The sequence below is a fragment of the Paenilisteria rustica genome (genome assembly GCF_013820765.1).
Classification (GTDB): Bacteria; Bacillota; Bacilli; order Lactobacillales; family Listeriaceae; genus Listeria_A; species Listeria_A rustica.
Map to the genome: position 1 here is coordinate 1 of NZ_JABJVM010000012.1, position 13649 is coordinate 13649.

The 13649-nt window shown below is 42.6% G+C and carries 18 protein-coding genes; 11 read left to right on the forward strand and 7 right to left on the reverse strand.

Annotated elements, in window-relative coordinates:
- The first annotated feature begins 217 nt into the window (after positions 1-217).
- The 3 genes from HPK16_RS11365 to HPK16_RS11375 all read left to right on the forward strand — a co-directional run bounded on the left by HPK16_RS11365 (position 218) and on the right by HPK16_RS11375 (position 1411).
- Positions 218-472: a hypothetical protein gene (locus tag HPK16_RS11365; protein WP_181677075.1), complete on the forward strand. Its 255-nt coding sequence runs from the start codon at positions 218-220 to the stop codon at positions 470-472.
- Positions 473-597: 125 nt separating this feature from the next.
- Positions 598-1080 carry a hypothetical protein gene (locus tag HPK16_RS11370; RefSeq protein ID WP_181677076.1) on the forward strand — a complete coding sequence of 161 codons (483 nt, stop codon included), beginning with the start codon at positions 598-600 and terminating at the stop codon, positions 1078-1080.
- Between the two features lie 70 nt (positions 1081-1150).
- Positions 1151-1411, forward strand: coding sequence for a YiaA/YiaB family inner membrane protein (locus HPK16_RS11375; RefSeq protein ID WP_181677077.1), 261 nt, complete (start codon positions 1151-1153; stop codon positions 1409-1411).
- 94 nt (positions 1412-1505) lie between these two features.
- Here the strand turns inward: HPK16_RS11375 and HPK16_RS11380 are convergent, their stop codons facing one another.
- The 3 genes from HPK16_RS11380 to HPK16_RS11390 all read right to left on the reverse strand — a co-directional run bounded on the left by HPK16_RS11380 (position 1506) and on the right by HPK16_RS11390 (position 4561).
- Positions 1506-2405 carry a LysR family transcriptional regulator gene (locus tag HPK16_RS11380; protein ID WP_181677146.1) on the reverse strand — a complete coding sequence of 300 codons (900 nt, stop codon included), beginning with the start codon at positions 2403-2405 and terminating at the stop codon, positions 1506-1508.
- Between the two features lie 67 nt (positions 2406-2472).
- On the reverse strand, positions 2473-4233 hold the full coding sequence (locus HPK16_RS11385) for a CocE/NonD family hydrolase (RefSeq protein ID WP_181677078.1): 1761 nt from the start codon (positions 4231-4233) through the stop codon (positions 2473-2475).
- Between the two features lie 175 nt (positions 4234-4408).
- The gene (locus tag HPK16_RS11390) at positions 4409-4561 is read right to left on the reverse strand and encodes a hypothetical protein (protein ID WP_181677079.1); all 153 of its coding nucleotides are present in this window, start codon (positions 4559-4561) and stop codon (positions 4409-4411) included.
- A gap of 138 nt (positions 4562-4699) precedes the next feature.
- On the opposite strand from HPK16_RS11390, the gene HPK16_RS11395 reads away from it, so the two are divergent.
- The 6 genes from HPK16_RS11395 (at position 4700) to HPK16_RS11420 (ending at position 9486) form a co-directional block, all read left to right on the forward strand.
- Positions 4700-5152, forward strand: coding sequence for a DUF3284 domain-containing protein (locus tag HPK16_RS11395; RefSeq protein ID WP_181677080.1), 453 nt, complete (start codon positions 4700-4702; stop codon positions 5150-5152).
- Between the two features lie 243 nt (positions 5153-5395).
- Positions 5396-7132: a DNA polymerase III subunit gamma/tau gene (gene dnaX / locus HPK16_RS11400; RefSeq protein WP_181677081.1), complete on the forward strand. Its 1737-nt coding sequence runs from the start codon at positions 5396-5398 to the stop codon at positions 7130-7132.
- A gap of 31 nt (positions 7133-7163) precedes the next feature.
- Complete coding sequence (locus HPK16_RS11405) at positions 7164-7481, forward strand: YbaB/EbfC family nucleoid-associated protein (RefSeq protein ID WP_036067665.1); 318 nt, start codon at positions 7164-7166, stop codon at positions 7479-7481.
- A gap of 199 nt (positions 7482-7680) precedes the next feature.
- Positions 7681-8277 (forward strand): recombination mediator RecR, encoded by a 597-nt coding sequence (gene recR, locus HPK16_RS11410; RefSeq protein ID WP_181677147.1) that lies wholly within the window; start codon positions 7681-7683, stop codon positions 8275-8277.
- A gap of 17 nt (positions 8278-8294) precedes the next feature.
- Positions 8295-8555: a YaaL family protein gene (locus HPK16_RS11415; protein WP_181677082.1), complete on the forward strand. Its 261-nt coding sequence runs from the start codon at positions 8295-8297 to the stop codon at positions 8553-8555.
- A gap of 58 nt (positions 8556-8613) precedes the next feature.
- Complete coding sequence (locus HPK16_RS11420) at positions 8614-9486, forward strand: alpha/beta hydrolase (RefSeq protein WP_181677083.1); 873 nt, start codon at positions 8614-8616, stop codon at positions 9484-9486.
- 215 nt (positions 9487-9701) lie between these two features.
- On the opposite strand, the gene HPK16_RS11425 is transcribed toward HPK16_RS11420, so the two are convergent.
- The gene (locus HPK16_RS11425; protein ID WP_181677148.1) at positions 9702-10223 is read right to left on the reverse strand and encodes a sugar O-acetyltransferase; all 522 of its coding nucleotides are present in this window, start codon (positions 10221-10223) and stop codon (positions 9702-9704) included.
- Between the two features lie 149 nt (positions 10224-10372).
- On the opposite strand from HPK16_RS11425, the gene HPK16_RS11430 reads away from it, so the two are divergent.
- Together HPK16_RS11430 and rpsN are read left to right on the forward strand one after the other, a co-directional pair.
- Complete coding sequence (locus HPK16_RS11430; protein WP_181677084.1) at positions 10373-11239, forward strand: LysR family transcriptional regulator; 867 nt, start codon at positions 10373-10375, stop codon at positions 11237-11239.
- Positions 11240-11356: 117 nt separating this feature from the next.
- A complete protein-coding gene (gene rpsN / locus HPK16_RS11435; protein WP_181677085.1) occupies positions 11357-11626 on the forward strand; it encodes a 30S ribosomal protein S14 in 270 nt (89 codons plus the stop codon).
- A gap of 41 nt (positions 11627-11667) precedes the next feature.
- Here rpsN and dhaM read toward each other — a convergent pair whose 3' ends face one another.
- From dhaM to dhaK, 3 genes are read right to left on the reverse strand one after another with little or no spacing between them, the layout of a single operon-like run.
- Complete coding sequence (dhaM, locus tag HPK16_RS11440) at positions 11668-12042, reverse strand: dihydroxyacetone kinase phosphoryl donor subunit DhaM (protein ID WP_181677086.1); 375 nt, start codon at positions 12040-12042, stop codon at positions 11668-11670.
- Positions 12043-12642, reverse strand: coding sequence for a dihydroxyacetone kinase subunit DhaL (dhaL, locus tag HPK16_RS11445; RefSeq protein ID WP_181677087.1), 600 nt, complete (start codon positions 12640-12642; stop codon positions 12043-12045). It abuts the gene before it with no gap.
- 11 nt (positions 12643-12653) lie between these two features.
- Positions 12654-13646: a dihydroxyacetone kinase subunit DhaK gene (gene dhaK / locus HPK16_RS11450; RefSeq protein WP_181677088.1), complete on the reverse strand. Its 993-nt coding sequence runs from the start codon at positions 13644-13646 to the stop codon at positions 12654-12656.
- Positions 13647-13649 lie beyond the last annotated feature (3 nt).

Here is a 13649-nt window from a genome sequence, read left to right on the forward strand (position 1 = left end):
TTGGATTGGGTTTCGTCACTTTTATCTTAACGGATGTTGATATTACTGTGTATTTTTTTGTCTTGAAATGAGAACAAAAAAATGTTGAGGCAGATTAATTTCTACCCCAACATTTATTATAGAACCAGAATAGTAACCGCCTGCCACCACACTTATGACACCCAGCCCTATCTAATTCTCCAAATATAGGCTATACTAGACAAAAGAGGTGAATGAAATGCCAGCAGAAAATCAAGGTGTGAATTTACTAGAACTGCGGAAATCTCCAAAGTTGAACCCCGAAATACAAGGGGAAATAGAGGATTACGTGACGTGGGAACGTGAAGATAAATTGTACTTCGGTCGAATCGAAAAGATGCTAATTAACTCAGCCATAGTAGCGATTGACGAAGACTTGCAAAAAGAACACAATGCACCAGTACGTACAGTGGTTAACTTTAAGAAATATCGAGTAGTCGAGTTAGAGAAATAAACAACGAAACAGAAGCCTACCAATAAAGCAAAAAGCGTCCTAATTTGGGCGCTTTTTTCATGTAATCTTGTGTTATAATGAATCATAGCGTTAATCACGAATTTACCACACGAGGAGTCGAAACAATGAAGTTCACAAAAAAATCATGGGGAATCGTAGCGCTAGCAGTCATCTGCATCATCGCCATCCCAGCAATCATTTTCACAAGCAACAAAGCGAAGGCGAGCACGGCGATCAACGAAAAAATCGCGGCATACGGCATTCCAACTGACGATATCATTGACATAAGCAAACTTAGCTACGATTTTAAAAGCGGCGGTTACGGTCGAATTATAACGACAAAAAAAGACATGGCGAAGTGGAAAGCCTATCTTGAAAACCCGAAGCACGAAGAAAATAATTACTACATTACTTACGACAAGGACAACAAAGAAATCCGCGAAAAGAAAAACACGAATGATCCGCAAAGTACGGATTGGTATTATATTTTTCACTACGATCGCGGGGAAGTGACCGTGAACATGAGCGTTTTTGGGAATTGGATTGATCCTAATGACGCGGAATCCAAAGAATACAGCGCACTACTTTCCTATCCTAAAGCTAACTAATAATCCCTGTAAAAATTCTCTATCCTTTTTACTATAAACTTGGTATACTTAATAAAAAGGGAGTGATAGTGTGAAAAGAAAAGCATATCGTAATTCACCAGCATTTGTTATGTTAGCGTGGGGTTCATTCTTGGCGTTCCTAGCACTTACAATCATTGGTCTAGCAACGTTGAAAGAACCTCTAATGGTCAAAGGGTACTATCTCATGGGTTCAATCGGTTTGATTTCATCTGCTTTTACAGTGGCTAAAGTCGTGCGTGATAACCAAGAGGATGAAGAGCGTTACAACCAAATGTTCCGCGCGAAAGACGTAGAAAACGCTGAGGAATAAGGTAAGACGCAGAAAATGGTTCTATAATCAATGTGGAGGAAGATTATTCTTACCTCGATATTGATTATAGAACCATTTTTTATATCTTTTTAAACTACAATTCCCTCTGTATAAACGTAAATAAATCTAAAAGAAGGCTGGTTTCATGCTCTTTATCAAAAGCAGCGACAATATTTTGATCTTCACTGTCACTTTCTAAATCAACAATCTTAATCCGATACTTGTCTTCCAGAGTCCCATCATTCATCCCGGAATATAAGAAAGCCGAACCTTTTCCCACAGAAACCAAAGATAGCCCCTCATCAAGATCTTTCACGTAAGAATTCGCCTTCAAATTGAACCCATTCTTGAGACCTTGTCCGACCACATAATCCACAATAACTGGTGACTGCTGTCTTTCAAGTAAAATAAACGTTTCCTGACTTAAATCTGAAAAACGCAACTTTTTCTTATGACTTAAGGCGTGATTGACTGGCATAGCGATTTGTAAATGATTTTCTAGGAATATCGCTTTCTCAACCGTATCACTAGATTGAAAATAAGTTAATAAATTAAAAACCAAATCATACTGGCCACTCAAGAGCCCATCAGCTAGCTTCATCGGTGTATCTTGTTTCATCAAAAATGGAACATGAGGATGGCTAATTTTAAAACGCTCCAACAGTTCATACATTTTACTCATATTAAAATTGGATAGATAACCAATTTTTATAATTTGGGCAGTTCTATCCGGACTCTCTTGCTCATCAAACATATGAGCCAACTTATCAACACGTGTTAAAATATCGTTGACTTCTGCTAGAAATTGTTCACCGGCACGTGTTAATGTAATCGTGTGACTACGCCGAATAAACAGCGCCACACCTAGCTCAGCCTCTAATTCTTGTATGTGTCTACTTAAAGTTGGTTGCGAAATATACAGCTTTTCGGAAGCTTTTGTAAAACTACTCTCCGTTGCAACTTTAACGAAATAATTCAAGGTGGTTAACTTCATAATAACTCCATTCCAAACTAATATTGGTAGTAGTTTCATTATAAAGTTAACCCCTTGAATCTACAAGTTATTTGGGCATCACAGGTAATTGAAGGTAAGAAGCGTACTCTCCACCAGTATGAAGAATATGAATGCCTTTATTATCTGGTGTACAACCTGGTGTTCCTGGCATAACCGATCCAAGTTCGTCTTTTGTACTGACAACAATTCGCAACGTTTCTAAAGCTTCATAAGATAAACCAAGTGGACTTAAAACGATATCTAATGCCACAATTTCTCCTTGCGCGAGTTTTTCAACGCGGTCAAAACGATAGGCTGGAATTTCATCGGTTGCTATTTCGCTGTCAAGTTGACGCATCGAAGCACGAAGACGACCCCACGGACCTTTGTAACGTAATGCTGATGCTCCTTCTTGCGTGAAATCTTGGAGTGCTGCGCCATGATTTGGAACGACGAATTCACTCAAAACATTACCAAGTTTATCGATTTTTTGAATCCAAACGAAGACATCCATATCATCATAGCCGTCCACTTCCATAAACAGTTTTGCTTTCGGATAACCAACAAAATGCGTTTCTTTGTCGAAGGTCATTTGGAAAGACGTGCGCCCTGGGACGCTATTGGCAACATATTTTACTGGGAAGTCCTCTGGTTCAGGATTTTCTTGTAAAGCACGGAATTTACCATTCATGTAGTAACGTTTATTTTCGCTAGCTACAGGTGGGAAAGTTTCCGCGGGTAGATCTGTTTCATTACTACCATGGAAATCAAGAAGGGAATAGCGCACAGTCGGTGTATTTGTCCAACCGTTATCTTTGCCAAGTAAATAGTAATCAAAGAAGCGACGCAATTCTTCTGTATTGTCTTCATCGTAGTAATATGGCCATTCTTGACGGTCGTGAATACGAAGCCATTTTTCAGTGGAGCCGAGTGTACGCCATGAACGGAAGGTACCCATTGTGTGTAGTGTGTTGGAATAACTTGCTATAACGAAAGCCGGAACAGTGATTTTACTCGCATCCGCCACTTTATCTTTCCAAATAGCAGCATCGGCCATTGGATAAGCTTGCATTTCTTTTACTAAGTCTTCACGTTTGGCACCTGTAGCGCTGACGTGATTTATTTGCAAGCGTTCAATGAAATTTTGATCAGGGATGCCACCAATAAAAGCTAAATCGCGATAACCGTCCGCAAGTCCTTCTGTTGGGTTGATACAAGTCAAATGCGGTGGCTGTTCGGCTGCGATATACCATTGCGAAAAGGCTAGATACGATGTTCCGGTAAGGGCTGTTTTGCCATTTGACCAAGATTGAGCGGCTAACCATTCGATTAAATCATAACCGTCTTCTGCCTCCTGGGAACCGATCATCGTGGTGTCGCCTTCACTATGAGCGATACCGCGCATATCTGGATTACAAACGGCGTAACCATGCGCACACCAGTAAGCTGGATCAGGCGCTTCGAATTTCGTTAGACCTGAATTCCACGCGTTTCCCATACCTAACATATTGAAAAGATTTTTGTAGCGAGGTGCAGTTCCGGCGCTTTTTCCATAAGGGCTCCAAGCGATGAGAGTTGGGACTGTTTCTTCTGTAATTGGTAAATAGATATCTGTGTAAATCGTGATACCGTCGCGCAATTTAACGGGTACATCTTTTAACATTTTAATATCGCACGTTAGTGGTTTGAAGCCTTCCGCGATTAGTTGGCCTTTTTTCAAGATAACTTCCTTTGTTTCAAAAGGGCTAAGGACACCGTGTTCGATACCATTGTCAATATATTCGAATGCTGGGCTAAAACTCATATTTTCTGTGATTTTTGCAGTCATTTGTATTACCTCCAAGACTATTTTCTCTACACTTCAAATTATACGAGGGAAAACGCTAGAAGTACAATCGTTATTCTGCATACTCAAGCTATCGAGGTATGTGTTATTTGAAAAATGAATACCATGAAAAAAACCTCGATACGCAGATTAAAAATCTAACTATCGAGGCATTTTCCTATTCTGTATCCTTGGACTCATCTTTTGTATCGTCAGTCTTCTTTTTCGTTGGCAAAATAATTTCTTTATCGCCTGGGAGCACGATGGTATAATCATTTTTCTTCACCAGTTTGCCGTTGTCGAAGTCTGGGAAATCTGCTTTTTGTGCCATGCTATGACCTCCATTTCTCTCCCATTATACTACAAATCTCATTTTCTTTCCTTATATGCTTGTAAAAGGAGCGCGTAAATGGGATAATTTTAGAGAAGAAGTTGCCACGGAATAAAGTGAAGAAGGAGCGTTAATCCATTGAAAATTACGAAAAAACTCGCGATCTCGCAAAAAGAGTGTTTTGATACGATTATGAATTCAGTTGTCCATGATGTAAAGGCGGCAACAGGGAAGAAACCGCTTGTACAAAAGCTTGAGGGCTTGAAATTCAAGCGCAAAATGGCGAATGGTTCGGAAGCCATCATGATTATTACGAAATGTACGCCGCCCGAAGTGTATGAATTTCAGACGAAAACGCATGTAAATACACACACGACAAGCTACACGATTGAGGCTGTCACAGAGCATACATGTGAAGTGATTTATGATGAGACGGTAGAAGCAAAAACATCGATGGCGCGATGGAATAACATCCTTGTCGGCGGCATGCTAGGATTCACACGTAAGAAACGAATCACCCGAATGCTAGACGGAATCGAAGCCCTAGTAATCCAACAACACAAGGATTTAGTCTCGAAAATTGAAGGCTAACTCGAACTTATCAAATAGGTTTTTATAAGCTATAATGGAAATATAGAATACGCAGATAGCAGACAAAGTTCTTATTGTTTAAAAGTTAGTCTTTGCAAACGCCAAACCTTCAGCGGAGCGACAAGCGCTCAGATTCTAGGCAAAGGCGAGTACCGGAGCGGAGTGTACGACTGTACAAGAGCATCGGAACACAGACTTTAACGACGAAGATGAGTACTTGTCGCTTCGCTGAAAGGAGTAAGAATGGCATATCAAGCACTATACCGTGTTTTCCGACCGCAAAGTTTTCAAGATGTAGTCGGGCAAGAACATGTAACGCGAACACTCAAAAATGCTATCGTCCAAAATAAGACGTCTCATGCATACTTGTTTTCTGGTCCACGTGGAACGGGTAAAACGAGTGCGGCGAAGATTTTTGCGAAGGCGATTAACTGTCCGAATAGTGTGGATGGCGAGCCTTGCAATGATTGTGAGATTTGTACGGGTACGACGGATGGCTCGATTCCTGATGTTCTAGAGATTGATGCGGCGTCTAATAACGGTGTCGAGGAAATTCGTGATATCCGGGAAAAGGTGAAGTATGCGCCGACCATCGCGAAGTATAAAGTGTACATTATCGATGAGGTGCACATGCTTTCGACGGGGGCTTTCAATGCGCTCTTAAAAACGCTCGAGGAACCGCCGAAACATGTCATCTTTATTTTGGCAACGACAGAGCCGCATAAGTTACCGCTGACCATCATTTCGCGGGTACAGCGTTTCGATTTCAAACGGATTACGACGCAAGACATTATTGGGCGTTTGGCGTTTATTTTAGAAGAGGAAAAAATTGCGTATGATGCGAAGGCGCTCGACATTGTGGCCCGCGCAGCAGAAGGCGGGATGCGTGACGCGCTAAGTTTGCTCGATCAAGTTATTTCGTACGGCACGCAAGAAGTCACGGTTGCCGACGCACTCGAAATCACAGGTTCCGTAGCGCAAGGCATGCTCACCGAACTCGTGCAAGCAGTAATCAATTCCGACGCAAAAATGGCATTAGAAAAGTTATCCGGACTACTCGCAGAAGGTAAAGACCCGGTTCGCTTAGTAGAAGATTTGCTCGTATTTTTCCGCGATGTATTGCTATTCCAAAAGGCGCCAGATTTAACAGATGCTATGGAGCGCGCAGTTATCGATGAAGCGTTCCAAACATTGGCGACGTCTGCCGATGCGAACAAAATATACCAATACGTGACGATTTTAAACGACGCTGGTCAACAAATGCGATTTTCTAATCATCCAGGAATCTACATCGAAGTTGCGCTTGTGCAGTTGATTCAAGTTGGCGGAGGAGCACCAGTTGCAGCTACCACACCGAATGTAGCGGCTGCGCCGAGTCAAGATGTTGCCGAACTCGTGAACAAAGTCGACCGTTTAGAGCAAGAGCTGAACGATTTAAAACGTCAAATCGCGAATGGCGCAACGGCAGGGAATGGAACAAACGCCCAATCTGCCGCACCGCGCAAGAAGCAAGCCATCTCGGGAAACAAACAATTCAAAGCACCAGTCGGGCGAATCAATTCCGTACTAAGCGCTGCGAAAAAACAAGATTTGCAACTCATTCGCAGTTGCTGGAGCGACCTGATTTCGATGCTGATGGCCTCACAAGCCGCACTTTTAAACGAAGCAGAGCCCGTAGCTGCCTCTAACGACACTTTTGTGTTAAAATTTAAGCATGAGATTCATTGTCAAATGGCGATGGATAATCCCAATTTTGTAGAAACAGTAACGAACGGCATTTCGCGGCTGACGAAGAATAACTATAGCTTCATCGGCATTCCCGAAGATCAGTGGGGCGAAATCCGCGAGAACTTCCTGAAAAATGCGGACAACACCGAATCAGAAGACGGCGGCGAAAAACCATCAGAACCGGCGGAAGATCCTATTATCAGTGAAGCTGCGAAACTAGTTGGAGAAGGTTTACTTGAAATTAAAGAATAAAAAACTAAGATAAGAAAGAGGAGATTTAATAATGCGTGGAATGGGAAATATGCAAGGTATGATGAAACAAATGCAAAAAATGCAAAAAGAAATGGCAAAAGCACAAGCAGAACTGGAAGAAAGAAGCTTCACAGGAACAGCAGGCGGCGGCATGGTAACCGTTGAAATGACAGGAAAACGCCTTGTAACAGACGTCATCGTAAAAGAAGAAGTAGTAGACCCAGAAGACATCGAAATGCTACAAGACCTAATTTTAGCAGCAACAAACGACGCACTAAAACAAGTAGAAGACACAACCGCATCCACAATGGGCAAATTCACGCAAGGTATGAACCTACCAGGGATGTAATTCTGGATAGATTCTACACAATGTAAATCGGCGACAAGCGCTCGCATTCAGCAGATTAGGCGGACTTCCGGTTCTCACGTACACCAGTACGCTCCGCTTCCGGATTCCACCGAATCTGCTGAATACAAACGCTTTCGCTCGATTTGTTGGGAGCAGAATTTAGATGTCTACCCAAGAGATTAAGAGCAAGGAGGATTTTATGCATTATCCGGAGCCGATAACTAAACTGATGGACAGCTTTATGAAATTGCCAGGGATCGGACCGAAAACCGCGGCGCGGCTGGCTTTTTTTACGTTGGACATGAAAGAAGAAGATGTGCTTGATTTTGCGAAGGCACTTGTGGATGCGAAACGTAATTTGAGTTTTTGCTCCGTTTGCGGCCATATTACGGACAAAGATCCGTGTTATATTTGTGCGGATACGTCGCGCGATCGCAGTATTATCTGTGTTGTTCAAGAGGCAAAAGACGTGATTGCGATGGAAAAAATGCGTGATTTCCGCGGCTTGTACCATGTGCTTCACGGGACGATTTCACCGATGGACGGGATTGGTCCAGAAGATATTAATATCCCTGATTTGCTGAAACGCTTGCAGGATGACACAATTCAAGAAGTAGTTTTGGCGACGAATCCGAATGTGGAGGGCGAGGCGACAGCGATGTATATTTCAAGATTGCTGAAACCATCGGGCATAAAAGTGACGCGAATTGCGCACGGACTCCCGGTTGGCGGCGATTTAGAGTATGCTGATGAAGTGACGCTATCCAAAGCATTAGAGGGACGACGCGAAATTTAAAAACGAGGTGAGCGAAAATGGAAACAAGAAGCGACAAAAATGCGAAATCTCCACGTAAAAAGAAACAAAAGATAGGGAAAATGCATCAATCATATGACGCGTATTTAGTAGAATTAATCGAGGTTACCCAAGAGAAATGGAATCAACATCGAGACATTGCGCGTAAAAGTTTTGGCTACAACTCGGAAACAGAATATGAATTAAAGAAAGCAGAAGCCAAATATTTTTATCTTTTTCGTGAAGCTAGACATCGTAACTTAAGAAACTCGCCGAAATAAAATAGGACTAGAGATCATGGTTGTGGTCTCTAGTTTTGTGGTTAATGGAGTGTGGAAAGTGAAGAAAAAACGGAGTATGATGATTGGAGTAATAGTGCTTGTCGTGGTGCTTTTGTTTATGAGTTTTCGAACGACGCTGTTTGATCCGCTAGGTTTCCGCGTGAAGCAAGCCTTGAATATTTCCAGTTCAGCAGAGAGTTTGGATGATGAGCCGATTGTGTTTATTCACGGGTTTGATGGCTCCAATTGGACGTTTTTCACAACGACGGTTCGGTATAGTACGGCCAATTTTGCGACGCGTTCGTTGACTTTACTCGTTCGTGAAAATGGCGATATTGAGGCTTCGGGCGTCTACGATAAAGGTATGAAGCGGCCGATGATTCGTGTGAATTTTGAAAATCCGCGATCAATTATACCTAATAATGCGACTTGGTTTTCCAAGGCGATGGACACGCTAAAAAATGATTATGGCATTAAAAAAGTGGATATCATTGCGCATTCCTACGGTGGTTTGACGTTCGTTAACTTCTTGCAAAAGTATAATTATCAGTCAGACAGCTATCCAAAAGTGGACAAATTCACTGCGATTGGAACACCATTCAATGGCTCCGCTGTGTCAAGCGATGGCAAAACACCGTATGATTTAGCTGCTAATGGACCGAAAAAAGAGTCTGCTTATTTTCAAGAAATGATGAAGCGTAAAGATAAGATTCCGCACGATTTACAAGTCTTGAATATCGTTGGGGATTTGGATGACGGCAGTCGGAGCGATGGGCCGGTCGCCGTTGATAGTGCGAAGAGTGCGGCATTCTTATTTAGTAATAACGATTACGAAGAAGTTCTGTTCACCGGGCGATTCGCGCAGCACAGTTGGCTCCATGCTAATATTGGTGTCGACAGGGAAGTTAAGCAATTCTTGGGAAAAGACTAAAAACAAAGTTGTTCAGACTATAATAATAGTTAACTCAAATAAAAAAGTATTTTCTGACAAAATTTTGACGGAATCACAAAAATGAGGTAAAATAGAGTGGACTTTATAAATAAGTCTTTTTGTGTGCAGCTTATTTATAGAGTCTCATCCCAAAATAGGCAAGGCTGTAAGTGCTAGTTACAGTCCTGCCTATTTTTTTACATGGTGCGGATTTATTAGCTTTCAATCTTCTTTGTGATTTTTGCAGGTGATCCAACGACAATGACATTATCTGGGACGTCTTTGGTGACAAGAGAGCCTGCTCCGACAACAGAATTCTCGCCAATCGTGACACCAGGCAATATGGTCGCCGCTGCTCCAATCCAAGCATTTTTCTTAATATGAATGGGTTTTGTGAATAGCCCTCTACGATTTGTAGGTTCTAGTAAGTGATTGACTGTAATCAGATTTACTCGAGGCCCAATTAAAACGTGGTCGTCGAGCGTAATGCCTCCTAAATCAACGAACATCGCGTTCCTATTAATAAAAACATGTTTTCCGAGTGTAATGTGCTTTCCAAAATCGGTATGAAAGGGAAGAAGTACCGTGACTGTATCGTCTATTTTTGCGCCTATAATGTCGGATAAAATTTGATTCCTCTCTTGCTTGGAATGGAAGGCATGGTTTAAATGAACTAACCTTTCTTCATTCTCTTCCTGCAAGTGATGAATTTCTTCAAAAATCGGATCAGATACCATTATTTCTCGATTACTGATTCGATTTCTTAATGTGTCTGCCAAAACAATCCCTCCTAACTATTTGTCATCTTCAGTTTACGGTAGTATTATATATATGTCTAATACCTATAAACTATAATCAAATATAACTAATTATTATAGGAGGTTTTATGGAACTTCGAGTATTGAACTATTTTTTAGCAGTAGCCAGAGAAAGAAATATTAGCAAAGCGGCCAAAAGTTTACACCTCTCTCAACCAACATTGTCTAAGCAATTAAAAGAGTTAGAGGAAGAGCTAGGTGTTATACTTTTTGAGAGAGGGAATCGTGAAATCAGCCTAACAGAAGAGGGCCTATTTTTATTAAGCAAGGGCAATGAGATACTGACTTTAGTTGAAAAGACGACCATGAATTTAAGGAAGGATGAGGTTGTCGCTGGAGAAATTCATGTTGGAGGCGGAGAGACTAAGGCGATGTCGCTGATTGCCAAAACGATGAAACAGATGATGGATGCGTATCCTGAAGTAAAGGTGAATTTGTATAGCGGCAATGCAGATGATATTATGGGAAAATTAGATGCTGGTTTGTTAGATTTTGGAGTGGTTGTTAATCCGACTAATAAACAAAAATATGCGTATATCAATTTGCCACAGAAAGATAGGTGGGGGTTGCTCGTTAGATGTGATCATTTCTTAGCTGAAAAGGAAACGATTATGCCAGCTGATTTAGTAGGAGTCCCGTTGTTCGTTTCCCAGCAAAGTTTGGTAAGCAATCAAATTTCTGAATGGCTTGGAAACAATCTGGATCAACTAGATATTGTGGGTAGCTATAATTTGTTATATAATGCCTCCTTGATGGTGGAGCAAGGCGTTGGTTGTGCTCTGTGTATCGATGGAATCATTAATACAACGGAAAGTAATTTGAGTTTTGTTCCACTTCAACCGAAATTGGATGCGTCATTAAGCATGATTTGGAAAAAGAATCAGGCGATGTCTATTGCAGCGACTAAGTTTTTAGATCAATTAAAAGCAGAGTAGTAGCCTTTTTTTGAGAGCTTGGCTCCGAGCTACTAAAATTGAAAAACTTGATTTATGTAGCGAGTAAGAGTATACTTGTTAAATCGTAATGATTACTATTATCAAAGGAGGAAATATATGGCTAAAAAATCTAAAATAGCAAAAGCGGCGAAACAACGTCAATTAATCGCGCAATATGCTGACTTAAGACGTGAATTAAAGGCAAGCGGTGACATAGAAGCTCTGAATAAATTGCCGAAAGACTCAAATCCGATTCGTTATAAAAATCGTGATCTAGTTGATGGCAGACCACGAGCTTATATGCGCAAATTCGCAATGTCTCGGATTACATTTCGAGAACTCGCACATAAAGGACAAATTCCTGGCGTGAAAAAAGCCAGTTGGTGAACGAAAAAATGCCTCGCGTGATTATCACGCGAGGCATTTTTTCATTTCATAATAATCGTTTCTAAGTTTTTATTAATCACATCGATATTTTCGTCCATTTGAAGCTGGGCCGCAGTGACATAAGCGCCTTCCAAGATAGGGACATCGAACAGGAGGATTTCCTTATCCGAGATTTCCATAATCGTTTCGATGTTCATTTTTGCGCTGCCGAGATCATAGAAAGCATAGAGGTAATCCGCTTCATTGGTCTCAAAAGCTGTACTTACTTTCTCAAAACTCGTGCCGATTTCGCCGTCATCCGTTCCACCAGCGTGTGTAATCGCAACGTCACGCGCGACTTCCTGAATGATTTGATGAATGCCATACGCGACATCTGCAGAATGGGAGATAATCACAATACCGTATTTTTTTGTCATCTATTTCAGCTCCTCCTGTGCGAGTAAGGCTTGGAAAAGTAGTGCAGAAGAGTAAGCGCCTGGATCAAGATGGCCAATGGAACGATCGCCAAGATAAGCGGCACGGCCTTTCGTAGCTTTCAGATCTTTCGTTTTTTGGAGCGAGGCCTCAATGACATCACCAGTCAATTCGTCTTGGCGCAGGGCGTGGATAACCGGTTCCCAAACATCAATCATCGTTTTTTCACCAGCATGCGACTTGCCGCGGTGCTCAATCCCGTCCAGCCCAGCTTCTAGCGCCTCAATCAATTCGGCCTCGGTCAACGTGCCCGCTTCGGTCGCTTTACTCATCGCGAGAAAAGCACTGCCATACAGCGGTCCAGAAGCGCCACCAACCTTACTAAGTATCGTCATGCCAGCCGTTTTGAATGCTTCTTTTACGTTTGTCGGCTCTTTCTCCGCCAGCGTTTTTTTCAGTTCCGTGAGGCCACGCGCCATGTTAATCCCGTGGTCACCATCGCCAATCGCTTGATCCAAATCGCTGAGCAACTGCTTGTTTTGGATGACACGATCGCTGAAATCCGTCAGCCACCCAATCGCCCATTTTAGATTATAAGTCATTGCAATCCCTCCTATTTCCACGCGCTAGTTACGACAGGATAGTTCACTAAATCGAGCCATTTTTCATCCGCTAATTTCAAAATTGTCAAGGAGACGCCGTTCATATCAAGCGATGTCATAAAGTCACCAACGAGCGTTTTAGCAACAGGAATCCCGTGAGCTGCGATGATTTTGTGCACATCATTGGCGAAAATATATTGCTCCATGAGTGGCGTCGCGCCCATGCCGTTGACGAGAACAACGATTTTGTCATTCGTGCCAAGAATCAGTTCCGCGTTAATCCGAGCAAAAAGCAAATTCGCGAGTTCATGCGAGGTCATCACCTTTTCGCGACTAGATCCAGGCTCACCGTGAATCCCAACGCCGACTTCAATCTCGTCTTCGGGAAGTTCGAAACCGCGATGTCCCACCTCGGGAACCGTCCCAGCTGACAAGGCTGCGCCAATCGATTTGACGGAAGCCACGACTTTTTCACCGAGGGCTTGGAGTTCTTCGAGTGAGGCACCAGCCTCCGCGGCCGCGCCTACAATTTTATGGACAAATACCGTCCCTGCAACGCCGCGCTGACCAGTCGTAAACGAGCTATCTTCCACCGCGATATCATCATTGACGAGGACAGACGCCACGTTAATCCCTTCTGCCTCCGCGAGTTCCGCCGCCATTTCAAAATTCATCACGTCACCCGTATAATTTTTCACGATGAGTAGCACACCTGTTCCTTGATCCGCGACTTTGATTCCTTCCAAAATTTGATCCGGCGTAGGCGATGTGAAAACGTCTCCACAAACCGCCGCGCTAAGCATCCCTTTACCAACATAACCAGCATGCGCAGGCTCGTGACCAGAACCGCCACCGCTGACCAGCCCAACTTTTCCAGAACGTTTGTCGTTACGAGCAATGACACGCGTGCCTTCCACGCGGTAAACAAGATCGCTGTGCGTTTTAACGAGGCCTTCCACCATTTGTTCCACGGCTTGATCGACTGCATTTAGAATCTTTTTCATTTT